The organism is Nostoc sp. ChiVER01 (genome assembly GCF_034531155.1).
Classification (GTDB): Bacteria; Cyanobacteriota; Cyanobacteriia; order Cyanobacteriales; family Nostocaceae; genus Nostoc.
Map to the genome: position 1 here is coordinate 65,891 of NZ_JAVRBS010000032.1, position 25,330 is coordinate 91,220.

A 25,330-nucleotide genomic window follows, 5' to 3' on the forward strand; every position below is an offset into this window, starting at 1 on the left:
TTAAAAACTTTACTACTAATATCTAATTTTTTGGATAATTAAACGACATAATCCTATTCTGTTTTTAAAATTTAACATGAAAGATAGTGCATCTGACCCAACTGCTGACATCGCTAGAGAATACCTGGAACGGGAAAACAAGGAAAAACAGGTACTAGCTTTACTTTTGGAGAAGTTTTTAGGGAGAAAAGATCAGATTCTCGTTCAAAAAACCGAGATGGGTGGTACTGAGGCTTATGTTAGCTCTGTTACACTGGAATGGTTCGCAGGTCGGGTTCACTTCGCCTCTGGCTTACCTCTCTTTCAGAAAAAGTACAATCCTGAAACTGATAATGTCGAGATTGACGCAGATAGTATTGATGAAATTCAGCAACGTCCCCTTGATTGGTCACGTCAAGCACCGCTAGTCCAGTATTTAGCGGCTAGAGACAATCATAAGTTTCCGCCGGTGTTGGTAGTGATTAATCAACCGTGGGTGGATAATCCTAAAGCTGCTGAATGGGATAGCGAAGGACGCGCCACAAAGTCTACGACTGATTTTATACCTCTAGATAAAGATGCTAAGGTAGGTCTGCTCAATATTTCTGAGGATGATGTAACCATTTATGCACTAGATGGACAACACCGATTAATGGGGGTTCAGGGGTTGATGGAGTTAATTAAAACTCGTAAACTCCAGCGTTATAAAAAGGATAAAGGTGCTGATGACAGTTTTATTACAGTCAATGATTTGATAGAAAAGTACCAAGTAGACCTTGCTTATTTGCAAAATTTACCCAAGGAAAAAATTGGTATTGAGTTTATCTGTGCGGTAGCGGCTGGGGAAACTCGCACCCAGGCGAGGCGGAGGGTAAGATCGATTTTTGTTCATGTCAACCTGATGGCTGCACCCTTGACTAAAGGTCAGCTAACACAGTTGAATGAAGATGATGGTTTTGCAATCGTTGCTAGAAAAATTGCAGTTACACATCCATTATTAGAACAACGACAAGAGCGTAATCCCCGCGTCAATTGGAATAGTGCAACAGTGGCTTCCAATTCTACAGTTTTGACAACTTTGCAAGCTCTGCAAGATATGTCTGAGCGATATTTGGCTCAAAAGTTCCCCCACTGGAAACCTTTGGAGAAAGGTCTAATTCCCATGCGTCCAGAGGATGAAGAACTTGAGCAGGGGATTCAAGAATTTAGCAAGCTATTTGATAATTTGGCTAGTCTTTCCAGTTATAAAATTTTAGAACATGAGGATACACCAGCTTTACGGCGCTTCAGCTTTGAGAAGGATGGAGGTGAAGGAAATATGCTTTTCCGTCCGGTTGCTCAAGTTGCATTAGCCCAAGCTTTGGGAATTTTGGTATTTAAAAAAGGTTTTTCCCTAGCAGATATTTTTAAGAAGCTGCGGAAGTTTGACCAGCAAGGCGGCTTTAGCGGTATGGAATATCCCCAATCTCTCTGGTATGGGGTTTTGTATGACCCAAATAAAAAGCGGGTGCAGGTTGCTGGACGAGATTTAGCGGCGAAGTTACTGGTTTACATCCTGGGTGGAATTCAGGATCACATGGAATCTGCTGAACTTCGTAAGGCTTTAGCAGATGCTAGGACTGTTGAAGATAAAACTATAAGTTTCGATGGCAAGCTTGTTGAACCGAAAGCGGTAGGACTTCCACCTATCTTGTAATTATGCTTGAAATATATTTTGGCGATGCCATTGCAACGCTTCCAGTTCTGGAAAGTGTTGCTCTGTATTTGGTAAAAGTATTGTTTCACCATGAAAATCTTTCATAGGTTTAGCATGAGGAGATGCTTCTTCCAAATCATTGCTAACTATAATTTTGTATTGCTCATTTATAGCAAACCAACCTCTATCAAATGCCCAATGATGATTTTTGCAAAGTGCTATTCCATTATGAATTTTATTATCATAAAACTGTGAAAATGGCTTGATGTGTGCGCCATCCACAATATTTTGATTTATTTTTTTAGTTACTTTTAGTCCACAAAAGGCACATCTGTAATCATAAACGTGTACAATTGCTTTCCTAAAAAAAGCATTTCTAATAACTGCTCGTTTCAAACTCCACCTTGGGTTAGGCTCTAAATTTTCTGTTTCAATTAAATTTTCTATCTCTACCGCATCATCTTGAAAAGTTTGATTTATTTGTAAAATAGCTTCTATATCATTTTCATTATCAGAAAAGAAAGCTGCCACAAGTGCATCAATTAGTTCTTTTCTACAAAACTCATCTTGCAAAAAGTTGAACAATTCAATGTCTAGATATGCGTATTCAACAGCCTCTTTTAGTTTTTTAATAGTTTTTGGCTGTAACCCATTAAATTCAGGCTTAAATTTCAAGTACCAAAAGCCTTCATTTTGCAGATGAAAGAAAGGATAGTGTAAACCACCTTTGTAAGATGGAGAACCGATTACATTCCAATACCTCTCAAATGTTTGAACTAATTCGTCTGAAACCGGAATATCGTTAGTAATAATAACACCTCGTGCAATTAAATCAATTACAGATAAAAGTAATATTGGTTTATATTGAGCATTACCACGCTTCCGGCTACTACTCACATTTAATTCAGCAAAGCGTTTACAATAATATGCTATATTTTTCATATTTAATAAGTTAAATAAGCAAGCGAAAAAATCAAGTTAAGAATTTACTGAGATCAAATTCTTCTTCTAGCTGTTCTTTTGTTCCTTTTTCAGAAATAAGAACTAATAGAAGTCGCTCTGAGTAATCAACAGAACCGCGCAACTCACTTTGTAAAATTTCCAGTCCTGCGTTAGCATACTCTTCAAATATTTGAGTACGTTTATCTTCATCTTGTTCTTCTCTAGATGAAAGTATGTTGATATCTTTAGTTTCATTGATTCCTAATAATTTAATGATTAGGTCATATCCCAATGAAGCAAAATTTTCTTGTGGAATTGGAGATGGTTCTCTTTTTGTAGTTTCTCCTAAAGGAACCCGCTTTTTATATTTAACGCCCAATGCTGCTGCAAACACCATAACTTCTACATAAGTTTGAAAAGGCCCAGTTGTGTCTTTTGATGCGACTAAAGATTTCACTAACTCAGCCTTATCTTTAGCAACCCTGATTCTGTTTGCAGCCATTGTTTTAATATCTAACGTGTAACTATTTTAACCGAAAGTTAAAAGCGATGCCTACGGTTGGCTACGCCTACGCACTTAATAGCCACGTTATTTTATACTAGTATGTAGGCGATCGCTAAACAAACAAATTATCCACTAACATAGTCCATCCTGGCACTGCCGGTTCAGCTTCGGCTACCTCACCACGGCGATAAACTTGCGGTTCTTCAGGATTACTAGCACGATATACTCTAATAACTTCCTCTTTGAGTACGTCTACATCCCAAACTACCAACGTACCAGCCGCAAAATAATCGCGGCGTTTACGAACCATATCTTTCTCAGCTTTATCACCGTAATCATTTTCACTTCGCACCTCAACAGCAAATACAGGCGCACCATTAAGAAACTTTCCACCTGTAGGTTTGCCAGTATAAAACGCAGCATCAGGGCTTAAAGAACGGCGATTAGGGAGATTGACAATAAAACCGACATTATCAGGCAAAGCGTAACCACTTTTTGTTAGACGTTCATAATCCCGTAGACTTGCATAAATTTCACCACCTGCACGTCCTGGTAAAAATCCAGTTGGAGACATCAGTACCAATTTTCCATTGACAATTTCTGCTTTACAATTGTCGGGTAAGTGGTACAAATCTTCAATAGTTGCTTCAGTTTTAATACTCATAAAACCCCTAATAATGAATCTAGAATAATCCTAATTTAAATAGGAAACTGAACATTTTCATACACCAAAGATATCGGAAAGCGGAAATTAACGCTGGTTAAATGAACTTCATCCCCTTCTTCATAAGGGTGTAACTCCCAGAGTCCTCTATCATTTAACCGGAAGCAATCTAAGCCAATTTTTTCAGCATCGATAAGGACGTATTCTTGCAAAGTCTGAATGCGACGATACCGCGTAAATTTTGTACCTCTATCGTAAGCTTCTGTACTGGGGGACAGAACTTCAACAATTAAACAAGGATATTGGAGAAATTGAATAGCTTGTTTATCCCGTTCATCGCAACTCACCACAACATCGGGATAATGAAAAGGCCCGTTTTCAGATACACCTACTTTCCCATCCGCCATATTCACACGACAACCACTTCCTCTCAGGTGACTTTTTAACGCTGAAGCTAAGTTTAAAGCAATATCATTATGGGGAAGAGTACCCCCAGTCATGGCGAAAACTTCACCATCAATATATTCATATTTAATTTCTTGGACTTGTTCCCATTCCAGGTATTCGTGGGGAGACATATAATTTCTGTCTGGACTCGCAACCATAACTTTATTCCTCTCTTTTTCTCAAATGTAACCAAGAAAAAACCTTTGCGCCTCTGCGTCTCTCCGTGAGTAATTACCCATTCCGTTCAACTGCGATAATTTCTGTATATTCAAATTCATTCGGACTTTGTTTCACCAAAGGATATCTTTCTTTACCCAACTCAATATAATCTTGTTCGCAATCTGGCTTAGAAGAATAATACGTAAGCACATATTCTCTACCAATTCTTTCTGTCATCTCTGCTTCAACTTCACCCCGCCACTGAGTCTTAGTAACTAAAACTATCAACTGATTCGCTAATTGGGGAATTGTCTTCGCAATGTGTCGCCGCGAATTCTCATCCAAACTACCGAAGGGTGAATCCATCACAATTGGGAAAGTGCTACTATCGGGAATCATCATCATTTTTCGTTTCTCACTCCATTCCCGCACTTTGTCAATGATGCTGGCAATAAAGGATAAACTGAGAATTTGATTTTCCCCGGTGGATGCTGCAACTAGTGCTTCTATACCTGTGGTATTTTCTACTAATGTCAGTTCATATTTTTCACTAATTTTAGGAATGTATGGAGTTACAGAAATATCCATAAATATTTCTTGTACTCGCTTTTCTAGTTGCAGGCGAAATTGTTGTTCTTGACGATTTCTAACTTCCGTTAACCGTTCAATTGCATCTTGAGTAGCGTTAATTCGTCGCTGTGCTAGAGTTTGCTTGTCTTCATTCAGCTTTTGTTTGGTAATTTGTTTATTTAAACCTTCAATCTCAGTTGTAAGTTGAGTAATTTGCTGCTGATTTGCACCCTGTTCTCGATTCAACTCATCAATTTTACTTTCAATTTCATCTAAGCGTTTTTGCAAACTGCTAATTTCTTCATTAGCATCTTTCCGCAACCGTTCTTGAATATTGTCTAAATCACCTTCAATTTGAGATATGCTTTGCCTTAACTGATTAATTCTACTTTGTTCTCTATCAACTTCTTCCCAAAATCCTATGGCTTGCTTATCAATTTCGTCTACTTGAGCTATCATCCGAATTGCAGTTTCTTCCACCGCCGAAGAACCTGCTTTATTTAACCAAGTAGTCACATGAGTATGAGAATGATTACCCTCGTATAATTCTGCGCCACAAATACAGCGCTGAGAATTAAGTAAATCATTCACAAATTCCCGTGAAATTCCTGATGTTAACTCGCCGCGCTGCTTCAAATCATTGATAATCCCTCTGAAATGGGATGTAGTTTCCGACAATAAAACTGTATAGCCCCGCGCAGAGATAACTTTTTTTAGCACTTCCTTTGTTTTTTTATATTCTTCTTGATTCGCCGTCTTCTGCGATTCTAAATCTTGCCATCTTTCTTGCAATTCTTTAGCTGCACTCAGTTCTCGCAAACGGTTACTTGTCTCTTTTTTAAAAGTTTGTTGATATTCTAACTCTTCTTTAATTTCTGTTTGCCTTTTAGTAATGCGTTCGCGTTCGCGTTCTATTTTTTCTTGCTGTCGTAAAAGTTGTTTTGTTTCAGAATCACCAATCGCTTTTAATTCATTTTCTAGAGCTTTTTTAGCATCTCCCAAATGTCTGATAGAACGATTGATTACTTCTACACCCAAGAAAATTTTTGTAGCTTCAGCAATTTCAGCTTTTTTATCAGAACGGACTATTTCTTCAATTCGTTCGCCGTCAAAGAAAAAATATTGATGTAAAGTAGCGGGTAAAATTTGATTAATTATATCGTCTGGTTGCTGATTTGGTATATTCCATTTGCCATCATCCGCACCAACCCACATGGTTAATTGAGTTTTGCCAGCGTCAAAATCACCCTCGTTTTTATAACCCCGACAAGCGCGTTTAACTCGATAGCGTTTACCTTCATGTTCCCAGCCAATTTCTACCCAACATTCTACAGCTTGACCTTTTTGAGTTTCTGCGATCGCACGCTTATTTACTAACTGTTCTATCGACGCAAACGCTGCACTAAATTTATCATATAATACCCAAGTAAAAGCATTCAGTAAACTAGTTTTTCCAGAGCCGTTATTGCCATGAATAATCGTCGTGTTCTGAGCATCTCCACTAGCCAGGAGCATCTCTGGTGTCGTACCATAAAAGGAGCGAAAGTTGCATAGCTTGATTGAAGTCAGCTTCATCGCACCTCTTCCTTAATAATGTCCAAAATATTATCATTTATATGGCTGTTAATCTTCTTATCTAGCCTGCCTTTTTCCAGCTTCCATACCCGTTCAATAATTCGCCGTACCTCCGGCGGAGCGCTGTTTATTGGCTCCTGCACATCATCGATATTCGCCTCTTGTGACATATCGGATTTTAAAATATAGTTTTTGTTTTTCTACATTTTAACTTTCTCTAGTGCTAGAATAGCCTCCGTAAACTCACTATTAGCGTTATCTTTAAAATCCTAATTTTCTTTGAAAAAATACTTTATTCTTTAATTATTTTCTGTTATTATATATCTTAATTAGATTAGATCATAATGGGATATAAGTAAAATTTTTAAAGCAACTTACATCCCATTATGATCTAATCCATACTTTTATTATTTCATACTTAATGCTTCTTTTTTCAAAACTCGAAAAATTTTATAAAAAAATACAACTATTTTCTGGTTCATCATCAAATATCTAATAAACCATATCGTTTTTGTAAATCAAGTAACTTCATTCTTGCAACACCTGCATTATCAGCCAAATCAGCAAACTCTACAAAGCGACGCAATTCCTTTTTCAACAAATTACGTTCAACTTCTATAGTTTCTCTATCTAAATCTGGTGGCAAAACAATCATGTCAAATATTGTCGCGCGTTCTTTACCAGGATGAGGACGTAAAACTCGCCCCCGTCGCTGAATGAATTGGCGAGGATTACCAGAACTTGATAAAATCACCGCAGTTTGAATTGCTGGAATATCAACACCTTCATCTAAACAACGAATTGCCACTAAACCTTGCAACTCTCCACTTTCAAATTGATGCCGTAAGATTTCTCGTTCTTGTAAAGTTGTCTGGGCTGTATAAGTGCTTACCTTATACTCCAAATCCACCCCCAGAATTTTAGCAACAGCTTTGAGTTGGCGTAGAGATGAACGTTGTCCTGTATCTTGGGAACCATCACTACAATAAAAAAGAGTATGAGTAGTTTCGCGGCGAGTTGCCATTAAATCCCGTAAAGCATTTAATTTATTTTCTGCCGCACCAATTAATCTTGCTCTTTGCATCAATAACGGCTTTAAATCTTCATTGTCTTCAAAACTTCCCGCCTGTCCATTTTCTCTATCTCGGTAAAGTAGCGATCGCCCAATTCTTTTAGTTAGCTTTAAATAAGCAATACTCTCTGCTTCAGTTAACTCCACCAGCACCGGATAATATAAATAATGCACTAAAGCACCTTGAGCGATCGCATCCCTCAAAGTAAACTCTGGTTGCAGAACCGGGCCAAAATAGTCAAATAGAGATTGCGTCCCAAAATCATCAAAATATCTCTCCGGTGTGGCAGATAAAGCCAGTCTCAACCCGACACTACGCGGCAAACTTTCTTCTAACTTAGGTGCGCCTAAATTATGCGCCTCATCCCCAATAATTAAAGTTTTGGCAGGAAAATATTTGAGTTGAGACTGAAACCCATCTCCAATTAATGTGGAGTTCGTAGTAATGACAGTCACAAACCGTTGAGAACCAGAACGCAGATTATAAATTTGGGTAGAAAGTTGACTTTGCCAAGTGCGTAAATTCTCAAAGGCTAAAATAGGTTGCAAATTAAATTTTTCACACTCTCGCGCCCATTGGGTGACGAGATGGCGGTAGGGACATACCACCACCAAAACTTGTAAATTTATTTGCTGATATAATTCGCAAGCGATCGCTAGTGCGGTAATAGTTTTACCACTACCAGTAGCCATTTTCAGCGTTCCTCTGCCATTGTTGGTAAACCAGCTAGCGATCGCTTGTCGCTGATATTGCCGCAATTGCAGAGACACAGGCATTCTTGGGCATCCTGGTAATGGTTGCAAAGTGTAATAACTGCCCTTACTTTCCCTTGCAAACGGTAATTTCAACCGGAAAGTGGGCAGTTGCTGCACTAGATTTTTCGTCAGGTACATATATTAAGCACAAAGGTGATCGTGAACCCTAATAATTGGGCATTAGGCATTAGTATTTATTTTTCTCAGTTCCCAATCCCGATTACTCAGTTGTAACCGCGCCAAACACCAATGAGAGAACCTTGTACCTGTACTTGTTGAGCCATGACTTCGATGGGATTGTACTTAGGATTTGCTGGTTTGAGGGTAACGCGATCGCCTTGGCGATAAAAACGTTTTAATGTTGTACCAAATCCATCGACTCTGGCGGCGACGATAGTACCATTTTTTAAATGATTTGGTTCTGCTACTGGACGCAGAAATACCACATCGCCATCAGTAATTAAATCTTCAATCATGCTATCGCCAGCTACCCGCAAAGCATAGGTTTGGGGAGGTAAATCGAAATTAGAAAAGTCTAAATGATCTACAGCATCAGTAAACGGTTCTATTAAACCACCAGCAGCGATCGTGCCCAAAATTGGTACACCTTGCTTAACAGGACGCAAAATCCGAATCGTTCGCGCTTGTCCTTCAGTCCATTCTATATATCCTTTTGTGCGTAAATGTTCTAAGCGGCTTTGAATTGGGGCTGGTGACTTCAAGTTCATTGCTTGCATCATTTGCCTAATAGAAGGCGAATGCTGGTGCGATCGGATGTATTCTGCCAACCATTCGTAAAGTTCTTGTTGAGCTTCAGTTAAACGTTCCATAAATTTGTGGGAAGTAATTATAAATGTCTCTAGAACATTAGTACTACAAAAAACTCCCCATAACAAGAGAAAAATAAAAATATGAAAATCAAAAGCAAAAATATTTTCTTTTCTTTTACCAAATTTATTCTTAATCTTTACAAATTTTAAGTAGTTAAGAGCCAGTTACCCTCTTGCTATTCTGACTCTTAACTTTTGTACAGACGCGATTAATCGCGTCTCCTAACTCTTTTCATTCTGCTCCTAAGATACTTGCAAGTAAAGCTTTTTGAGCGTGCAAGCGATTTTCCGCTTGTTCCCAAACTCGTGATTGAGAACCTTCAATAACAGCTTCGGTAATTTCTTCACCACGATGGGCTGGTAAGCAGTGTAAAACAATTGCCTCTGGTTCTGCAAGGCTCAATAGCTGCTCTGAAATTTGATAAGGCTGGAAAATTGGCATTCGGTTGTCTGCTTCTGCCTCTTGCCCCATACTTGCCCAAACATCAGTATAAAGTACATTAGAATCCTTAGCTGCTAACTCTGGATCGTGAGTGACGAAGACTTCCGTTTTGTTATTAGCGATCGCTCTTGCTTGTTCTACAATCTTAGAATCTGGCTCATATCCGCTAGGGGTAGCAATTCTAACATTCATCCCCACCAAAGCACAGCCCAACATCAGAGAATTAGCCATATTATTTCCATCACCCACGTAGGTCAAAGTTAATCGAGCAAGGGTGTTAAAGCTTTCTTGAACCGTCAATAAATCCGCTAATACCTGACAAGGATGTTCTGCATCAGTAAGCGCATTAATCACCGGAATCTTGGCATAATGAGCAAAAGTTTCCAAATCCTGCTGTGCAAAAGTACGAATTGCCAAAATATCCAAATATCGATCTAACACCCGCGCCGTATCCTGTAACGGTTCCCCGCGACTAACTTGAGTGACGTTAGGGTTGAGATCGATTACCTGTCCACCCAATTGGTACATTGCCACCGTAAAACTTACCCGTGTGCGAGTTGAAGCTTTGGAGAACAACAACCCCAAAACTTTATTACACTGCAACTTCAACTGTTGTGATTTAAGTTGAGTTGCCAATTGCAGGAGTTCTTGAATTTCCGTCGGACTGATGTCCGCTAGACTTAGTAAATCTCGTCCGAGCAATGCTGCCATGCTTGTAATCTGTAAAAAATAATTATATATTTCTGCTCCTTTATTCAGCTGTGCCAAGAAAATACAGTTTTACAACTGCACCCAAAATTTTTGCGCCCAACGCAGGATTGGAGTTAGTTTTTGCCATGCGTATTAATTTACCAACTTTATGAGCGATCGCAATCACTACAATTGCAACGCCAACTCAACCATCTAGGCACACAAAAGCAGCGATATTCCTAAAATCTCTCGTTTTCTAGCCTAATTTAGGAACAGGAAGATATTTTTTCGCAATTGTAGCTAGACAAATAAATCGATTATGGTACAATAATAAATTGTGGTTACTACTTGAGAGTAATCAAAAAATTGCCAGCATAGCACAGTGGTAGTGCATCCGACTTGTAATCGGAAGGTCGCGAGTTCAAATCCCGCTGCTGGCTTTAAGTATAGATAAGTATTTGAGTTGTCGATTATGTACAGTAATTCAGCCAATTAGCGATCTACTGGAGTGCATCATGTCTTAAAACTTCTGGAAGGAAACGAAAGGACTCATTGAACGAGCATGCTTCAGAATATGTTTAAGTTATGCAAAATTAACCTAATTATGCAAAATTAACCTAATCTTTATCCATTAAAAAAATTGATTTATGAAGACTTTGGGGTCAGAAGTAAGGAAATAAAACTCAGAAAAGATTTGCGGGTAAGGGCGAATTATTTAGCCGGAAAATGTATTGAATCTTCACTAAAACGCTTTATTCGAGCAGCATTGGATGAAACCGCAAGTGATTCTCAGTGGTTGGAAGCTTTGGTGGTGATTGTTGCGAACAAACCCTGCTGAATCATGGACGGATGATGATGCCACTGCATTTGAGATGAAATTAGCAGATTTAGGGAGATGAAGAGTTTGCGGATCTGGCTCAGGAGCTGCGTACTGAGCGCAAGTTAGTACAAATAGCACTTTATGATCCTTTGGCTGTTAGATACAGATCGTATATCAATGAAGTCTCTGTGCGTGCTATTTAAATGATAAAGAATTGGCGCGATCGCACCAAATCCTCACAATTTTTATCCTTGTTGTTGGTTAAACCAAGCTTCTAAATCAGCAACATTAAAAAAGTCTAGTAATGCTTCTCCTAGAGTTTCTAATTGTTCAATCGATAAACCTTTAATTTGCTCGATTAATGATTCATTAATTTCCCCAACACGGCGATTGAGCAGACGTATAATTAAATGTTGTTCTCCTTCTTGTCTTCCTGCCTGCCTTCCTTCCTGTCTTCCCTCTTGTTTGGCTTGTTCTCTATCTCTTTGATAAAGTGGTTCTAATCGCATAATTAACTCCCTATCATCTGCTTCTAATTCTTGATTTACTCTCAAGTTTTCGCGCAAGTTGTAAACTAATTCCAGGGTTGCTTTTTGGTATGGATGATTTAATGGTAACGCTTGCAATTCGATAATCGCTTGCGACTGCACGCTTCCCCTACCCAAAAGCCTCAACCATAACGTTTCCGATATCTGTGGTAATTGATGTATCGCTACAATTGCTGTCCGCAAGGCATCTGCCAGAAAATGTACTCCTGATAACCAGCCTTCTTTTTGCATAGTTCCAAAGCTAGACAATCTAGTTTCAGATACCGTTGGAGTAAGAACCCACAATTTGGGAATTTCTGAGTCTTGAAATTTGATTTTCTTGGCTTTAGCTTCTCGTCGTAAAAGAGCTTTGACTTCTAATAATTTTAGAATACAGTTGCATATTTCATCAGTAGAAGCTGGATTGCGGAAGGGTTCTATGAATGCCGGATTTTCAGCAAATCTTCCTAGTAAACCCAGTCTTTGTAAATTAGAGCTTTGCTGTTTCTCAGGAGTGAAGAAAACATCTATTTCTTTTATCTCTCCTGAGACTTTTTCTGATGACTTGACTTCTCCGTAATTTTTATGTAACTACGGCGTTTTAACAACTGGATTCAATACACTCAAAATCAGCGCCGCCGTTATCGCCCGTCCTACCAAATCCCTTGTCCTCTAAAGCCAAATGCCCAAATTGATTTAGAACATCTAGAAAAAGTCTGCTCTGGCGGTGCTTCCTAATCTGTGTGATGGCTGCTAATAATGAAGTGGGGACAATTAGCTATTTTTACAGGTGCGGCTTGTTCATCAGGTATTGTCGCGCCGTCTCACGTTCTGCAAGCGATGAATCTTGCAGAAAATATAATTGAGGGAGCGTTAAGAATTGGGATTGGGAAATTTACAACTAAAGAAGAAATCGAAAAAGCATTTTTTGCGATCGCCAGTGCAGTAAAGGCTATTTTGAGCCTAAATTAATAAAACCCTTATTAGGGCTTTAAGAGTAATATTTTGGACTACACAAATCTGTCAAATTGTCAAATAATTTGGCAAGCGACACTTATGATTTCGCAAGTTGTCGGTAACGTTCCTGAACTTCCTGAATCGAAAATAAAGTTTCAAACTTCAACCCAGCTGACTGGTACAACTCACCTCCGCCTTGTTGTCGGTCTACCAGTGAAATTATTTGATTTACTGTATAACCTGCATCTTTAAGACGCTCAACTGCTTTTAAAGCAGATTGCCCAGTTGTAACGACATCTTCCAAAACTACTACTTTTGCACCTTCAGGTAAAGTGGGGCCTTCTATATAAGCTTTCGTTCCATAACCCTTGGCTTCCTTGCGAATAATCAAGGCTGGTATCGGGCGATTTTCATAAACAGAAACTATACTCACTGCTGTCACCATTGGGTCAGCGCCCATTGTTAAACCTGCTACAGCCTGGGTATCTACAGGTAATAAAGGAAACAGCAATCGTCCAACAGCTAAAGCTCCTTGCGGGTGGAGTGTTACCTGCATCTTATTGACATAATAAGAACTACGTAGTCCAGAAGCGAGAACAAAATCACCCTCTTGATAAGCAAGTTGAGAAAATAAATCTAGTAGCTTATGGCGCAAAATAGTCAAATCAGCAGTGCTGGCCCAAATATCTGAGTGGGTAAGAGTTTCAGTAGGATACGTCATTACAAAACATTAAAAGTTGTGCTACACCAAAGGTTGAACTCATCAGAGTTCTGAAATTAAGCATAAATTAAGATTGCCCAAAAATTGAGGAGTTAGAAACGTGGGTATAAAATTTAAAACCTTTGGTGGTTTATTGGTACTGCTTGCTGCTGGTATTGCTTTTCCCTCTATTGCATCTGCCCAAACGGAAACCCCCAAAACTGAAACTACAAATGATGTATTTGAACGAGCTTATTTTCGTCACGATCGCAATTTCTACGAAAATAGTAACAGCCTCAAGCGCCAACTAGACTCATTTCTAGGATCTGGTTCCAGTTTCGGTGGTTCCTTCCCAGAAAATGAAATTGCCCGCGATGCTCAGTTGCTTAACACTTTATATCATGATGTCCTGACTCAGCAAGTTGGCAACGATCCATATATTCGGACTCCTGATTTACCAAATCCTTATGACACATCACTAATGATGTCTCCGCGTTTCAATAGCAACAAACTCAAAGTGGGAACTGAATTCAGGTTTGAAACTTTACCACCTCGGTAATATTAGGGAGTGGGGAGTAGGGAAAAAATAATTAATGCCCAATGCCCCATGCCCTTTATCATTCTATTACTGCTTGTTGATCGTTCAGTGCGCCCTGCTGGAATCGAACCAGCCTGAAGACGAATTATGAGTTCGTTGCCTCCCCAATCGGCCAAAGGCGCTTGTTTTGTTGGGTTTCGTGTTTATAAGAGTTAATTACTTTAACTCTTAGGTCAACGTGATTTGTTAATTTTAGACTGAGAAAAATATCTCAATCGCTAAGTTTAGCCAATTTTCTAATTATAACACAAATTTACACCTGTGAATACTCGACAATAGCTTATCAGATTTTTATACTACATAATTTAATCATAAAATAGTGCAGACTAATATTGATTAAGTTCCTTTAAGGATTGAGGTCAAAAGCTTCACTATTCTTAAATAGACCAGCATTCTATTGTGATAGCTTGTCAGCAATGAAAATAAATTCTACTGTACTTCTTACTTTGGTTTTGTTAATCCTAATGATGGGAGCAGGGTCTGTGAGTGCCCTTTTGGGGTTTGAACTAGGTAGTTCAGCACTTAAAGGCGTTAATACACCAGATGGGCGTCCTACAACTAAATTTGCCAGTAATAAGGCAAATAGCTCCCAACAGGGAGGGCTAGTGCTATTAAAAGAGGACGAAATTCTGAAAATTGTTAAGGCGCGAATTGAGGGTAAGACCAAGGCTGCTAAATCGGAAAAGCTAGAGGACGATGATGAAGAAACCAATAGCAGCAAGCAGAAGCCAGAGGAAAAACCCCCAGCAGTGGTTGAAGAAAAACTCCAGCCAGGTTTTCCAGTTACTGCCTTGAGTGAGGGCGTAACCATGTCTGTACAATCTGTCCGCTACTCTGGTGGTGATTTGCTACTGAAAGTGAAAATGCAGAACAAAGGTAAAGATTCTGTCCGCTTCCTGTATAGTTTTTTAGATGTTACCGATGATAAAGGACGAACCCTGAGTGCTAGTACAGAAGGTTTACCAACAGAATTGCCTGCAAATGGGCCAGCATTTACAGGTACAGTGAGTATTCCCACAGCTTTACTTGATGATGTCAAGAAAATATCACTTGCTCTTACTGATTATCCCGCTCAAGAATTGAAGCTAGAGGCATTGAATATTCCTGTAGAAAGGTAGATTGGGACTAGGGACTGGGGACTGGGATCTGGGGACTGAATTATCCTCAATCCCCCTAAATGGAGGGCGTGAGTTTTACACGAGCTTTGGTGGTGATTGGTTTTCCTAATTTAATTTGGACAGACGTGGCGCTACGGTTATTGTCAGTGCTACTGCTGATTGCCATAAATGCCTTTTTTGTGACGGCGGAATTTTCGATGGTGAGCGTGCGGAGATCGCGGATTCACCAGCTAGTTAAGGCTGGGGATGTTCCAGCGATCGCAGTCGAAATGCTACAACGTAGTATTGATCGACTACTATCTACCACTCAGTTAGGTATTACCCTCTCCAGCTTGGCATTGGGATGGATTGGCGAAAGTACGATTGTTGTGCTGGTTAATGCATGGTTAAAATCCTGGCCTTTACCAAGTAGCATGACTACCTTCCTGGCGCATTCTCTATCAATTCCTATTGCCTTTTTCTTGATTGCCTATTTGCAAATTGTGATCGGAGAATTATGTCCCAAATCCTTAGCCATGCTGTACTCAGAACAGTTAGCTAGGTTTTTGGGGCCTTCGGTAAAAGCGATCGTGCGTTTTTTTGGCCCCTTCATTTGGATTCTCAACCAATCAACTCGTTTTTTATTGCGGATTTTTGGTATCCAATACACAGGTCAAGGCTGGAGGCCACCTGTAACTCCCGAAGAATTACAACTAATTATCTCTACAGAATGGGGGTCTACTGGTTTAGAGCGTGCGGAGCGAGAATTGCTCAATAATGTCTTTGAGTTTGGGGATGTCATGGCCCAAGATGTGATGATACCGCGCACCAGTATTATCACGCTGCCAAAAGATGCTACCTTCCAGACATTACTCAAGGAAATGGCTGCTACTGGTTACTCTCGCTATCCCGTGATTGGTGAATCATTAGACGATGTTCGCGGCATTGTTTATTTTAAAGATTTGGCACAACCTTTAGCTGTAGGAAGGCTCAGTTTAGAGACACAAATCCAACCTTGGATGCGTCCCGCTCGCTTTGTTCCTGAACACACGTCCCTGAGTGAGCTTTTGCCAATGATGCAGCAAGAGAAACCAGCTATGGTCATGGTAGTGAATGAATTCGGCTCTACTGTGGGACTAGTGACAATCAAAGATGTCATTGCCGAAATCATTGGCGACGCCAGCGAATCTGAAAGCAGTGATGACTTGATGATTCAGATGTTAGATAAGGATAAATTTTTAGTACAAGCCCAGATCAACCTCGAAGACCTCAACGAAGTTTTGCATCTCAATTTGCCCCTGACAAGAGAATACCAAACACTAGGCGGCTTTTTGCTGTACCAGTTACAGAAAATGCCTGTCAAAGGCGAAACCTTCCGGTATCATAATCTCGAATTCACTGTGGTATCAATTGTTGGCCCACGCCTGCATCAAATTCAACTGCAACGGTTAGAAGAGTTAGGAGTTGAGAGTTAGGAGTTAGAAATTAAGACTTATGACTCCTCACTCAAGAAGCATACACTACTGGATCAACGAGTCCCAATTCGGCAAAAGCTGCTAGCCGCAAGCGACAAGAATCACATACACCACAGGCGACATCTTCACCGGCATAGCAAGACCAAGTTAGTTCCCAAGGAACTCCCAATTGGTTTCCTAGTTGGATGATTTCAGTTTTTTTCAGGTTGATCAGGGGTGCAACAATATTTATTGGTTTTCCTTCACGCCCTTGTTTGGTTCCCAGACGAAAAACTTCCTGCATTGCCTGGATATAGTCGGGGCGACAGTCAGGATATCCTGAGTAATCTAAAGCATTGATGCCGATATAGACACGTTCAGCTGCGATCGCTTCGGCAAAACCAAGAGCAAAGCTTAAAAAGATGGTATTACGAGCCGGAACATAAGTTACAGGAATATTTTGAGACATTTCACCCTGCGATCGCTCTTGGGGTAAATCAATGGCATCATCGGTAAGTGCTGAACCACCCCATTGGCGTAAATCAAAATTAACCACCTGATGTTGTGCGATCGCAGCTTTTCGAGCAACAGTCAGGGCTGACTGTAACTCTCGCCGGTGTCGCTGCTGGTAATCAAAGGAAATCGCATGACATTCACAGCCATCAGCCTTAGCCTTGTATAAAATTGTGGAAGAGTCTAATCCCCCAGATAATAAAATTACAGCTTTCATCTCAGTTGCAAATTTTGGATTTTAATCGCCAAATTATACCTCAACATTTCTGGTCAGAAAGTAATGCCAAAGCCACTTCTCAACCCTGTGAGTGATGGCAAACAACGCCGCACTAATATTTTAAAGAAACAATCTACATTAGTGCAGTACGGCGTAAATAAACATACCCTTCGGGTGACGCTCCTACGTCGCTACCGCTACGCTAACACCAGTCGCCTGCGGAGGGAAACCCTCCCGCAGCGCTGGTTCACCATTTCAAATGGTGCAAGAAGCTCGCAATACAATTATGCGTGAATGCGTGACTTCCGCCTTAAGATACTAGTTTTTCTCAAAAAGCAGTCTAGTGGTTTTTTACCAGACGCTACGCGTAGCTTGCTTCTTTGCAGGAGTATATGTCTAAGACGAATGCTGCAAATAATCATACAAAAATCTTTTCAATAAATCAGTAGTGATAATTTTCAATAGCATTTTTTTCAAAAAGCATACGTGTTACTTTTTCATGACTTTGTAATTTTAGTAGTATCAATTAAATACTGATCCCGGTAATTAATGGTCTAAATGCAACAATCAAGTTAAGTCAGAGCAGAGGAAGCCGCTACTTAGAAATTTGAAGAATTTCCACTTAAGTCTTACTGAATGTTTTAAAGTTAATAAAAAGACACATAAAAAACATATATTTATTGTAAAAAGTGCAAAATCCAAAACAAACCCGAACTATCTATACAAAAGATATTTGGATTACGGGAACCGATGAGAAACTTTGAAATTCTTCATAAACATAGGCTCTATGTTACCATCTGGATGGTTTTAGACGGATCGTAACTGGCCTTCGAGTATAAACGCCAACGGCCGTAGCGTCTCTAAATTTGGTGGTTGAGGAGAGAATAATAGTGCAAGATAGCATGTCAGTGGCAGAACCGAATCTATATACACAGCGTAACCAGCCACGACCGATCCGCATAGGCGTGATTGGAGTGGGTAACATGGGACAACATCACGCTCGCGTGCTGAGTTCAATGAAAGATGTTGAACTAGTCGGAGTAGCAGATATTAATGTTGAGCGAGGGCTAGAAACTGCCAGCAAATACAAGGTGCGTTTTTTTGAAGATTACTGTGACCTGCTACCCCTTGTAGATGCAGTTTGTGTAGCTGTTCCCACCCGTCTGCACTATGCCGTAGGCATCAACTGTCTGTTAGCGGGAATTCATGTTTTGATTGAAAAACCGATCGCAGCCAGTATTTCTGAGGCAGAGTCACTAGTAAACGCCGCAGCTGAGTCTGGGTGTATTCTACAAGTGGGTCATATTGAGCGTTTTAACCCGGCTTTTAAAGAACTAAGCCAAGTGCTTAAAACTGAAGAATTGCTGGCGCTAGAAGCCCACAGAATGAGTCCTTACTCAGATCGGGCAAACGATGTCTCGGTTGTGCTGGATTTAATGATCCATGACATCGATTTACTTTTGGAATTAGCTGCTTCCCCAGTCACGAAATTGACTGCTAGCGGTACTCGCGCCCTAGACTCAGGTTATTTAGATTACGTAACTGCCACCTTGGGGTTTGCCAATGGTATAGTTGCTACTCTGACCGCCAGTAAAGTTACCCACCGAAAAATTCGTCGGATTGTCGCCCATTGCAAAAATTCATTCACTGAGGCAGATTTTCTCAAGAATGAAATTTTGATTCACCGACAAACTACTGCCAATTCTCTCACCGACCATCGACAAGTACTTTATAGGCAAGATGGTGTAATTGAAAAAGTGTACACCAGCAATATTCAACCTTTGAGTGCAGAATTAGAGCATTTTGTCAACTGTGTACATGGGGGCAATCAACCCTCAGTAGGTGGTGAACAAGCTCTCAAAGCTCTGAGACTGGCAAGTTTGATTGAGCAGATGGCGCTGGAAGATCGAGTTTTGAATCCATTAGACTGGCAATCGGAACCAAGAGTACAATCGTTAACGCCGACAGCCTAGAAGCAGGGATGAGGGGGGTGAGGGGGACAAGGTAAAATTTTCTCCCTGCTCTCCCACAGGCACAACCTCAGAAGAAAACCCCCTTAGTATGTTTTTAAATTTGCCATCTACTCTTTAGATCCTCCTTGGTTCCTTTTAAAAACCGACTAAGGAGGATCTAAAAAATTAGAAAATAAAGATTATGATGGCTAATTTCGTTAGTTTTGTCAGATTCGTATTGAGCGAGAGATCGCTCAATTTCAAGGGCTAGTACCGCAAAGCGGAAGTCAAAAGTCCTATATATCAAGGCTTTTGCAAGTTTAAAAATGGTAGCTTGATTTCTACCGCCCTGTACTAAAGCTACTTCTGAATTTATATAAACTTCGCAATTAATGAAACAGCGCCCTAACTTCCACTTGTTTTACTTTGTCTCTTCATTGCGATGCCAAGTTTTTGTGTAGCCGAATTACCTTGAATTTAGCAAGCTGAATAATTAGCTTTTTTAAAAGTTAAAGCGGAATCTTAGTCACAAGAATAGTACCGCAATTTTAGGAATTGACTCAATGCTTGAATGGATAACTAATACTATCAACTATTTTGGCTATTGGGGAATCGCCCTACTAATGTTCCTAGAAAACCTTTTTCCCCCGATTCCTTCAGAATTGATTATGCCACTGGCTGGATTTACAGCAAGTCCATATCAACCAGGGGGAGCAAAGCTGAATATCATTGGTGTGTTTTTCGCAGGACTTTTGGGTTCTGTATTGGGCGCACTTATTTGGTATTATCCAGGTAAGTTTTTGGGCGAAACTCGTTTGAAAGCTTGGGCTGACAAGTATGGCAAATGGCTGGCTATATCCAGTAAAGATATCGCCAAGGCCAAAGAGTGGTTTGACCGACAAGGTAGAAAAGCAGTATTAATTGGTCGCCTTGTACCAGGAATCCGCACCTTGATTTCCGTTCCCGCAGGTATCAGCAATATGCCATTGCTACCATTCTTGTTTTACACAACACTAGGTAGCGCGGCTTGGGTGGGTTTGTTAACATACTCAGGATACATATTGGGTAGTCAGTATGAACTTGTGGACAAGTACCTTGCTCCTGTATCCAAAATCGTACTTGGGGGTTTGGTTCTAGTATTTATTTTCTGGATATTCAAGCGCCAGTCAAGACGTGCTAAAAGATGAAACAGGGACGCTTTTGGTTTGAAAGTAGTGAAAGCAGGGGTTACATCTGGCCAAAATTCGCCTACACTATGCCAAATAATACTAGATGTGAGAAGGCATGAGCTTATCGGAGGTATCACCAAAATTAATTTTGGCGTATTTCTAGCTACACTTGACGCAACCTAGAATTTATGGTTGCTCGCATTTTTGTAAGATGAGCATGACAACTTTTTACAGTTAAGTTTGAACTAGGAGCTTTCATGACAGACCAACCTTCCGCCGCTACCCCCATCAATGCTGCTGCTATACCCATGAATAGAGTGTCAGCATCGACTCCCATCAATGCCGTTAATAATACTCCTCCCAAGACAGGGGGTGTTCCGGGAAAAACTATTCTCAGCGTTGATTTAGGCAGAACTTCCACAAAGACTTGTGTGAGTCGTGAACCCGGTAATGTGGTGTTCGTACCTGCCAATGTCAAGCAGATGTCAATTGAACAAGTACGCGGTGGTGTTTTTGAAGCCAGGGCTACTGACCCCTTAATGGATTTGTGGCTGGAGTATCAAGGAAATGGATATGCTGTTGGTCAACTAGCAGCCGATTTTGGGGCTAATCTAGGAGTCGGCCAATCTAAGGTAGAGGCTGCACTGGTAAAAGTGTTAGCAAGTGCTGGGTACTTCAAACTCAGAGACGATATCTCAGTTGTACTAGGTCTGCCTTTTCTTTCCTTAGAGCAATTTGAAAAGGAAAAAGCCCAGTTGATTAGCCAAGTAGGCGGCCCTCATGTGTTGAACTTCCGAGGTGAATCTATTTCGCTGAATGTCAGTAAGGTATGGGTAATGCCAGAAGGCTACGGTAGTCTGCTGTGGTCTGAAGCTCAACCGAAGAAAAGTCCTGGTAGTCCCGATTTTACAAAAATATCGGTGGCGATCGTTGATATTGGACATCAAACCGTCGATCTTTTGATGGTAGATAACTTCCGTTTTGCCAGAGGTGCTTCTAAGAGCGAAGACTTCGGTATGAACAAGTTTTATGAATTGGTGTCCGCCGAAATCGAGGGAGCAGATAGTCAATCTCTAGCTCTGATTTCCGCCGTGAACAAACCCAGAGGTGAACGTTATTACCGTCCTAAAGGCGCTAGCAAGCCCACCAACCTAGACGATTTTCTTCCCAACCTTACGGAGATGTTTTCGCGCGAAATCTGTAGCCGTGTGCTAGCCTGGTTGCCAGAACGTGTCACCGATGTGATTCTGACTGGCGGGGGTGGTGAGTTCTTCTGGGACGACGTTCAACGTCTGCTCAAAGAAGCAAAGATTAATGCTCATTTAGCAGCACCTTCACGACAGGCGAATGCTTTGGGGCAGTATATTTATGGAGAGGCACAATTATCCTCCAATCGCGCTGCTAGGGCATAAAGCTGATGTTCCAATGGTCAAAAAAGGTAGTTAAATCCGTCACGTTCAACCCAGAGCTTGCTGATGAAAGCTTGTTAGCGCAAGTAGAAAGTTATTTGGACAAACAACCAGACAAGACTTTCAGCGACCTCTGTAAAGAAGCCTTATGGCAATCTTTATGTGTACCGGAACCTGTACAACCTGCTCCACAAACAGCAGCAAAAACACCGATTGAACAGCAAATCGGTGAACTGCAACGTCAAGTGGCTGGACTTGAGGAACGTTTTTTGGCCAAGGGATCTAATCGTTTGGAGGCAATGGAACACCATCTACTGCAACTTTCTCAACAAGTTGCACAACTGGCGCTTATAGTCAATGAGCGATCGCTCATTCAGTCTCCAACTCAATTAGAAGTAGTAAATAATACTTCTTATTCTGTTGCTACCCCTCCTCAAGAGGTTGACCCCGTAATCAGCCGCCTTAGTCAGTTTCTCGATGATTTTTAAGAAACAATCGCGTTTGTGAGCAGTTTTTGCTCCTCTTAACAATCCTTAATAATATTTTCTATTAAGGATTGTTAATGTTTGTATATGGTTAAAGGTTTTTCTTTCCCTTTCCCCCTTTTCCTTAAAACCCGACAAGTATTAGGTTGGGTTAAGTGTTGATAAGTTTATCGAGTTGTTATAAATTAAAAACTGGGTGCGATCGCTATTTTGAAATATTCATAATTAGTAAGTGCGTAGTTTACCGCCGTAGGCATCACTATTAAGTAAAGTTAAAAAACTCGGGAAACAGCGAAATTTTAACCCTTATTAATTTTCGTCAATATTTCCAGTTTCTTGAAGACTTTTTATCATATCTTGACCCTGTTTTGTCAAAAGTAAATTAGCGTAGGCTTGACCAGCTTGCTGTTCTCTTTGAGCATTTTGCTTAATCACTACATATAAACTAACAGGTAATGGATATTCACCACTGTAAATCGCTTGTATATTAACTCGATTACGCTTGCCAGGGCGACATCGAGTTGGTAATACAAAGTTTTCTTGTTGGTATGGAGAAATAGTTTTACCCTTATCGTTAATAATAGGTAAAGTCTTAACTCCACACTGTGGTACTACATCTGAGATGGGGCCTGTAAAGATTCCTCCCGGTTCTCTAGCGATTTTTTGGAGTCCTTCACTAGTTGTGTTAATATAGTTAATATTATCACCAAACTTTTCAATTCCTAAACTTTTTCTAAACTCTTCAGTGCTGCCTGAATTATTACTACGCACATAAAATTTAATTGGGATATCTGCGAGAACGCCTGCATCTTTCCAATTGTCAATCTGACCACTAAAAATTTTCTTTAATTGTTCTTTGGTTATATTTTGGATATCTAATTTGGGATTAACGGCTACTGCTAAACCACTTTGGGCAACTCTAATTCCTTGAATAGTAAAACCCTTTGTTTTAGCTAAGTTTTTCTCTTTAGGGAGAACGTCACGGGAGGACAGAGCAAAATCTAGTCCATCCTGTCCACCATCTATTAACTTCTGAATGCCTATTCCAGAACCCCTGATTAACACGTTTTTTATATCAAATTGGCGATAGATATTTTTAATTTCTGACTCTAGCTTTGGATAGATAGGTGCCCAAGAAGTACTACCTCCATACTTAAAAGCTCCTGAAGGGATATTTTTAACTTCTGTAAATTTATCTATTTTATTAACAATTTGATTGTCACATTCTAGTTGTTGAGATGAGATAACGGGACATTGAACTTTCATCTCAGGCTTAATAAGCCATACCACCACAGCACCAATAATAACTCCTAGACTCAACATTCCTATAGATTGAGGAGCTAGATTGAGTTTCCTTTTTTGAGAAGCTTCAATTAAGGCTGTATCTTCATCCCTAAGTCCTAAATTTTGCTGAAGACGTTTCAAATCAGCACGAGTATTTTCCTTAACAGGAAATTTACCTTTAGTTGTTCGGAAGAATACCTTTTGATATTCCTGTAAATTTTCTTTGTAGTCTTGATAAGGTTTTAAAACCTCAGCTTCTTTAGCAGCAGCTTCGTCAGGTGTTAGCCCTAAGTTCTTTTGTCGCTTATTTAAAGCAGTACGACCAATATCAGAAATTTCACCGTCTCTTACCCAATATTCAACTTCTCGACCATATTGAAGTTTTGGCTCATCAATGGGTGCTTTGGCAAGCTTGATTTTATAGCCTTCTCTAATAGCATATATTTCTGGTTTCATGGCTGGAGCAGCTTCTTGTACTTTCCTTTTAGCGTATTCATGTAATTCATCAACAGAAATGAAGCTATCTTGATCTCGGTCTGCTGCACCAGTCTCTAGCCCCTCAACTATATAGCAGGTGTAAGTTGAAACATCTGTTCCTGGTTGTGCAAAAGAATATTGCGTTGATGTCGAAGATGTAAGAACCGCTCGTCCTTCACCACCTAATTGGTTCCTCACATCCACAAAACCATCATCTTTAGAAGATTTAGCAGACCAACCCTCAGCAAACGCGCCACTAAAACAACAATCAAGAATTACTACCTCGCGTTTGGAGCGGCTATTGCTCATGACATCATGTACAGAGTTAGCTGGTACTGTTGTCGCCTTAACTAGTTCTCCTTTGTCACTTTTTTTGGTGTTGCAAGCAGCAAAGTAAAGCTTACCATTCTCATCTTTGATTCCATGACCAGAGAAAAAAAGCAGCACGAGGTCATCTTTTTGACGATCGGCAAACAAAGTCTCGATTGCGACTGCCATCTCATGTTGTTGAGGATTTATCAGCAATGTTACGTCATCAAAACCACCAATCTCTGGGTTTTCCAAAACTCGCTGCATTTCCTCGACATCTTTTGTCGCTGCTGGCAATGGAGTAAGACCAGGCTCATATTCACTGACTCCAATTAGGAGTGCTACTTTCGCCATCTCACTATTCTTCCTTACTGCTGGAATTTCTTAATTACCTGCAACAAACTTTTGAGCTTGTTCAATGGCGGCGTTTAACTCTTCCTGACTGCTAGCTTTCACCTTCAGTTTTTTGCCGTTAGCCTCAACTTCCAATTCAATGGTTTTGTTACCCAAGCGATCGCTTAAAAATCCCAACAATTTCTTAAAATTGGCAAGGCTCACCTCTGTCTGTAATACTCCTATCAGAAAACCGCTAACAGACTTGGCTCCTTCGGGAGTTTCTGTAACTGTAACGAGTTCAGCACTTTCTACATCTAAATCTTTGATTTCTCGCAGCAGATTCCGTGTTTCGCGTTCTTGCTCTTCTGCATCTAAGCTGGGATTAGAAAGAGCGATCGTTAACTTGATGTTAGATTCAGAACTCATTTTGTACCCTTTTCAGTTTTAAGCAGCTGACTCTCACCTATATTGCCGTGATTTCTCTATTGACATCATATCCGCTATGTAAATTTCCTGAAATTTCATGAAGATTTTTGCAAAAACTTATCAAATTTAAGTAAAAATTACTAGATATTCAGAGAGACGCAGCAGTGCTACGTCTCTACATTCTTTTTCGGAGATGTCTATTACGTCAGATTAATTAAAACAAATCCAAATCTGTCACAGCACCAATACTGCTAGAAGATACCAATTTGGCAT

The 25,330-nt window shown here is 40.2% G+C and carries 24 protein-coding genes, 2 tRNA genes and 1 pseudogene; 12 read left to right on the forward strand and 15 right to left on the reverse strand.

The annotated features are described in order from the left end of the window. Positions 1–76: 76 nt before the first annotated feature. A complete protein-coding gene (locus RMY00_RS30040; protein WP_322651023.1) occupies positions 77–1,675 on the forward strand; it encodes a DGQHR domain-containing protein in 1,599 nt (532 codons plus the stop codon). On the opposite strand, the gene RMY00_RS30045 is transcribed toward RMY00_RS30040, so the two are convergent. The 9 genes from RMY00_RS30045 to argF all read right to left on the reverse strand — a co-directional run bounded on the left by RMY00_RS30045 (position 1,676) and on the right by argF (position 10,348). After that, positions 1,676–2,617, reverse strand: a complete 942-nt coding sequence (locus RMY00_RS30045; protein WP_322651024.1) for an HNH endonuclease — start codon at positions 2,615–2,617, stop codon at positions 1,676–1,678. A gap of 31 nt (positions 2,618–2,648) precedes the next feature. Continuing rightward, a complete protein-coding gene (locus RMY00_RS30050) occupies positions 2,649–3,119 on the reverse strand; it encodes a DNA phosphorothioation-associated protein 4 (protein ID WP_322651025.1) in 471 nt (156 codons plus the stop codon). 115 nt (positions 3,120–3,234) lie between these two features. Further along, a complete protein-coding gene (locus tag RMY00_RS30055) occupies positions 3,235–3,786 on the reverse strand; it encodes a Uma2 family endonuclease (protein WP_322651026.1) in 552 nt (183 codons plus the stop codon). Between the two features lie 35 nt (positions 3,787–3,821). Beyond that, positions 3,822–4,391 carry a Uma2 family endonuclease gene (locus RMY00_RS30060; protein ID WP_322651027.1) on the reverse strand — a complete coding sequence of 190 codons (570 nt, stop codon included), beginning with the start codon at positions 4,389–4,391 and terminating at the stop codon, positions 3,822–3,824. Positions 4,392–4,464: 73 nt separating this feature from the next. Then, a complete protein-coding gene (locus tag RMY00_RS30065) occupies positions 4,465–6,537 on the reverse strand; it encodes an AAA family ATPase (RefSeq protein WP_322651028.1) in 2,073 nt (690 codons plus the stop codon). Further along, a complete protein-coding gene (locus RMY00_RS30070; protein WP_167755996.1) occupies positions 6,534–6,707 on the reverse strand; it encodes a hypothetical protein in 174 nt (57 codons plus the stop codon). Before RMY00_RS30070 ends, RMY00_RS30065 begins: the two co-directional genes overlap by 4 nt. A gap of 314 nt (positions 6,708–7,021) precedes the next feature. Further along, positions 7,022–8,503 carry a DNA phosphorothioation system restriction enzyme gene (locus RMY00_RS30075; protein WP_322651029.1) on the reverse strand — a complete coding sequence of 494 codons (1,482 nt, stop codon included), beginning with the start codon at positions 8,501–8,503 and terminating at the stop codon, positions 7,022–7,024. An 86-nt stretch (positions 8,504–8,589) separates the two neighbouring features. Continuing rightward, positions 8,590–9,195, reverse strand: coding sequence for a transcriptional repressor LexA (lexA, locus tag RMY00_RS30080; RefSeq protein ID WP_104909820.1), 606 nt, complete (start codon positions 9,193–9,195; stop codon positions 8,590–8,592). A 232-nt stretch (positions 9,196–9,427) separates the two neighbouring features. After that, positions 9,428–10,348: an ornithine carbamoyltransferase gene (gene argF / locus RMY00_RS30085; protein WP_322651030.1), complete on the reverse strand. Its 921-nt coding sequence runs from the start codon at positions 10,346–10,348 to the stop codon at positions 9,428–9,430. Between the two features lie 347 nt (positions 10,349–10,695). Between argF and RMY00_RS30090 the strand changes: the two genes are divergently transcribed. Next, positions 10,696–10,767: transfer RNA gene (locus tag RMY00_RS30090), tRNA-Thr, on the forward strand. A 200-nt stretch (positions 10,768–10,967) separates the two neighbouring features. Continuing rightward, positions 10,968–11,165, forward strand: coding sequence for a hypothetical protein (locus RMY00_RS30095; RefSeq protein ID WP_322651031.1), 198 nt, complete (start codon positions 10,968–10,970; stop codon positions 11,163–11,165). A 227-nt stretch (positions 11,166–11,392) separates the two neighbouring features. Here the strand turns inward: RMY00_RS30095 and RMY00_RS30100 are convergent. Then, positions 11,393–12,265, reverse strand: a pseudogene (locus RMY00_RS30100) (DUF4351 domain-containing protein); the annotation flags it as partial. Positions 12,266–12,433: 168 nt separating this feature from the next. Here RMY00_RS30100 and RMY00_RS30105 point away from each other — a divergent pair. Next, the gene (locus RMY00_RS30105; RefSeq protein ID WP_322651032.1) at positions 12,434–12,646 is read left to right on the forward strand and encodes a hypothetical protein; all 213 of its coding nucleotides are present in this window, start codon (positions 12,434–12,436) and stop codon (positions 12,644–12,646) included. Between the two features lie 82 nt (positions 12,647–12,728). Here RMY00_RS30105 and pyrE read toward each other — a convergent pair whose 3' ends face one another. Then, positions 12,729–13,352 (reverse strand): orotate phosphoribosyltransferase, encoded by a 624-nt coding sequence (gene pyrE, locus RMY00_RS30110; RefSeq protein ID WP_322651033.1) that lies wholly within the window; start codon positions 13,350–13,352, stop codon positions 12,729–12,731. Between the two features lie 100 nt (positions 13,353–13,452). On the opposite strand from pyrE, the gene RMY00_RS30115 reads away from it, so the two are divergent. Next, positions 13,453–13,890: a hypothetical protein gene (locus RMY00_RS30115; RefSeq protein WP_322651034.1), complete on the forward strand. Its 438-nt coding sequence runs from the start codon at positions 13,453–13,455 to the stop codon at positions 13,888–13,890. 88 nt (positions 13,891–13,978) lie between these two features. Here the strand turns inward: RMY00_RS30115 and RMY00_RS30120 are convergent. Beyond that, positions 13,979–14,051: transfer RNA gene (locus RMY00_RS30120), tRNA-Ile, on the reverse strand. Between the two features lie 294 nt (positions 14,052–14,345). Between RMY00_RS30120 and RMY00_RS30125 the strand changes: the two genes are divergently transcribed. Both RMY00_RS30125 and RMY00_RS30130 read left to right on the forward strand, forming a co-directional pair. Further along, positions 14,346–15,047 carry a hypothetical protein gene (locus RMY00_RS30125; RefSeq protein ID WP_109011361.1) on the forward strand — a complete coding sequence of 234 codons (702 nt, stop codon included), beginning with the start codon at positions 14,346–14,348 and terminating at the stop codon, positions 15,045–15,047. A 59-nt stretch (positions 15,048–15,106) separates the two neighbouring features. Then, positions 15,107–16,501 (forward strand): hemolysin family protein, encoded by a 1,395-nt coding sequence (locus RMY00_RS30130; RefSeq protein WP_322651035.1) that lies wholly within the window; start codon positions 15,107–15,109, stop codon positions 16,499–16,501. A gap of 31 nt (positions 16,502–16,532) precedes the next feature. On the opposite strand, the gene queC is transcribed toward RMY00_RS30130, so the two are convergent. Then, entirely contained in the window at positions 16,533–17,210 is a 678-nt protein-coding gene (gene queC, locus RMY00_RS30135; protein WP_322651036.1) for a 7-cyano-7-deazaguanine synthase QueC, read from the reverse strand. Positions 17,211–17,273: 63 nt separating this feature from the next. Here queC and RMY00_RS30140 point away from each other — a divergent pair, with 63 nt between their 5' ends. The 5 genes from RMY00_RS30140 (at position 17,274) to RMY00_RS30160 (ending at position 22,228) form a co-directional block, all read left to right on the forward strand. Beyond that, on the forward strand, positions 17,274–17,504 hold the full coding sequence (locus RMY00_RS30140) for a hypothetical protein (protein WP_322651037.1): 231 nt from the start codon (positions 17,274–17,276) through the stop codon (positions 17,502–17,504). A gap of 596 nt (positions 17,505–18,100) precedes the next feature. Next, entirely contained in the window at positions 18,101–19,183 is a 1,083-nt protein-coding gene (locus RMY00_RS30145; protein WP_322651038.1) for a Gfo/Idh/MocA family oxidoreductase, read from the forward strand. A 542-nt stretch (positions 19,184–19,725) separates the two neighbouring features. Beyond that, entirely contained in the window at positions 19,726–20,349 is a 624-nt protein-coding gene (locus RMY00_RS30150; protein ID WP_322651039.1) for a DedA family protein, read from the forward strand. Between the two features lie 239 nt (positions 20,350–20,588). Then, a complete protein-coding gene (locus tag RMY00_RS30155) occupies positions 20,589–21,743 on the forward strand; it encodes a ParM/StbA family protein (RefSeq protein ID WP_100901207.1) in 1,155 nt (384 codons plus the stop codon). 5 nt (positions 21,744–21,748) lie between these two features. Beyond that, positions 21,749–22,228: a plasmid segregation centromere-binding protein ParR gene (locus RMY00_RS30160; protein WP_322651040.1), complete on the forward strand. Its 480-nt coding sequence runs from the start codon at positions 21,749–21,751 to the stop codon at positions 22,226–22,228. 306 nt (positions 22,229–22,534) lie between these two features. Here the strand turns inward: RMY00_RS30160 and RMY00_RS30165 are convergent, their stop codons facing one another. Together RMY00_RS30165 and RMY00_RS30170 are read right to left on the reverse strand one after the other, a co-directional pair. After that, positions 22,535–24,649: a caspase, EACC1-associated type gene (locus RMY00_RS30165; protein WP_322651041.1), complete on the reverse strand. Its 2,115-nt coding sequence runs from the start codon at positions 24,647–24,649 to the stop codon at positions 22,535–22,537. Between the two features lie 30 nt (positions 24,650–24,679). Continuing rightward, the gene (locus RMY00_RS30170; protein WP_322651042.1) at positions 24,680–25,057 is read right to left on the reverse strand and encodes a hypothetical protein; all 378 of its coding nucleotides are present in this window, start codon (positions 25,055–25,057) and stop codon (positions 24,680–24,682) included. Between the last annotated feature and the right edge of the window lie 273 nt (positions 25,058–25,330).

Excerpts from the sequence above, each read along its gene's own strand:
- RMY00_RS30050 (WP_322651025.1), bottom strand. The coding sequence starts at position 3,119 with ATGGCTGCAAACAGAATCAGGGTTGCTAAAGATAAGGCTGAGTTAGTG.
- RMY00_RS30160 (WP_322651040.1), top strand. The coding sequence starts at position 21,749 with ATGTTCCAATGGTCAAAAAAGGTAGTTAAATCCGTCACGTTCAACCCA.
- RMY00_RS30125 (WP_109011361.1), top strand. The coding sequence starts at position 14,346 with ATGAAAATAAATTCTACTGTACTTCTTACTTTGGTTTTGTTAATCCTA.
- RMY00_RS30155 (WP_100901207.1), top strand. The coding sequence starts at position 20,589 with ATGACAGACCAACCTTCCGCCGCTACCCCCATCAATGCTGCTGCTATA.
- RMY00_RS30165 (WP_322651041.1), bottom strand. The coding sequence starts at position 24,649 with ATGGCGAAAGTAGCACTCCTAATTGGAGTCAGTGAATATGAGCCTGGT.
- RMY00_RS30105 (WP_322651032.1), top strand. The coding sequence starts at position 12,434 with ATGAAGTGGGGACAATTAGCTATTTTTACAGGTGCGGCTTGTTCATCA.
- RMY00_RS30070 (WP_167755996.1), bottom strand. The coding sequence starts at position 6,707 with ATGTCACAAGAGGCGAATATCGATGATGTGCAGGAGCCAATAAACAGC.
- argF (WP_322651030.1), bottom strand. The coding sequence starts at position 10,348 with ATGGCAGCATTGCTCGGACGAGATTTACTAAGTCTAGCGGACATCAGT.
- lexA (WP_104909820.1), bottom strand. The coding sequence starts at position 9,195 with ATGGAACGTTTAACTGAAGCTCAACAAGAACTTTACGAATGGTTGGCA.
- RMY00_RS30065 (WP_322651028.1), bottom strand. The coding sequence starts at position 6,537 with ATGAAGCTGACTTCAATCAAGCTATGCAACTTTCGCTCCTTTTATGGT.
- RMY00_RS30045 (WP_322651024.1), bottom strand. The coding sequence starts at position 2,617 with ATGAAAAATATAGCATATTATTGTAAACGCTTTGCTGAATTAAATGTG.
- RMY00_RS30170 (WP_322651042.1), bottom strand. The coding sequence starts at position 25,057 with ATGAGTTCTGAATCTAACATCAAGTTAACGATCGCTCTTTCTAATCCC.
- RMY00_RS30040 (WP_322651023.1), top strand. The coding sequence starts at position 77 with ATGAAAGATAGTGCATCTGACCCAACTGCTGACATCGCTAGAGAATAC.
- RMY00_RS30150 (WP_322651039.1), top strand. The coding sequence starts at position 19,726 with ATGCTTGAATGGATAACTAATACTATCAACTATTTTGGCTATTGGGGA.
- pyrE (WP_322651033.1), bottom strand. The coding sequence starts at position 13,352 with ATGACGTATCCTACTGAAACTCTTACCCACTCAGATATTTGGGCCAGC.
- RMY00_RS30075 (WP_322651029.1), bottom strand. The coding sequence starts at position 8,503 with ATGTACCTGACGAAAAATCTAGTGCAGCAACTGCCCACTTTCCGGTTG.
- RMY00_RS30130 (WP_322651035.1), top strand. The coding sequence starts at position 15,107 with ATGGAGGGCGTGAGTTTTACACGAGCTTTGGTGGTGATTGGTTTTCCT.
- RMY00_RS30055 (WP_322651026.1), bottom strand. The coding sequence starts at position 3,786 with ATGAGTATTAAAACTGAAGCAACTATTGAAGATTTGTACCACTTACCC.
- RMY00_RS30140 (WP_322651037.1), top strand. The coding sequence starts at position 17,274 with ATGCCAAAGCCACTTCTCAACCCTGTGAGTGATGGCAAACAACGCCGC.
- RMY00_RS30060 (WP_322651027.1), bottom strand. The coding sequence starts at position 4,391 with ATGGTTGCGAGTCCAGACAGAAATTATATGTCTCCCCACGAATACCTG.
- queC (WP_322651036.1), bottom strand. The coding sequence starts at position 17,210 with ATGAAAGCTGTAATTTTATTATCTGGGGGATTAGACTCTTCCACAATT.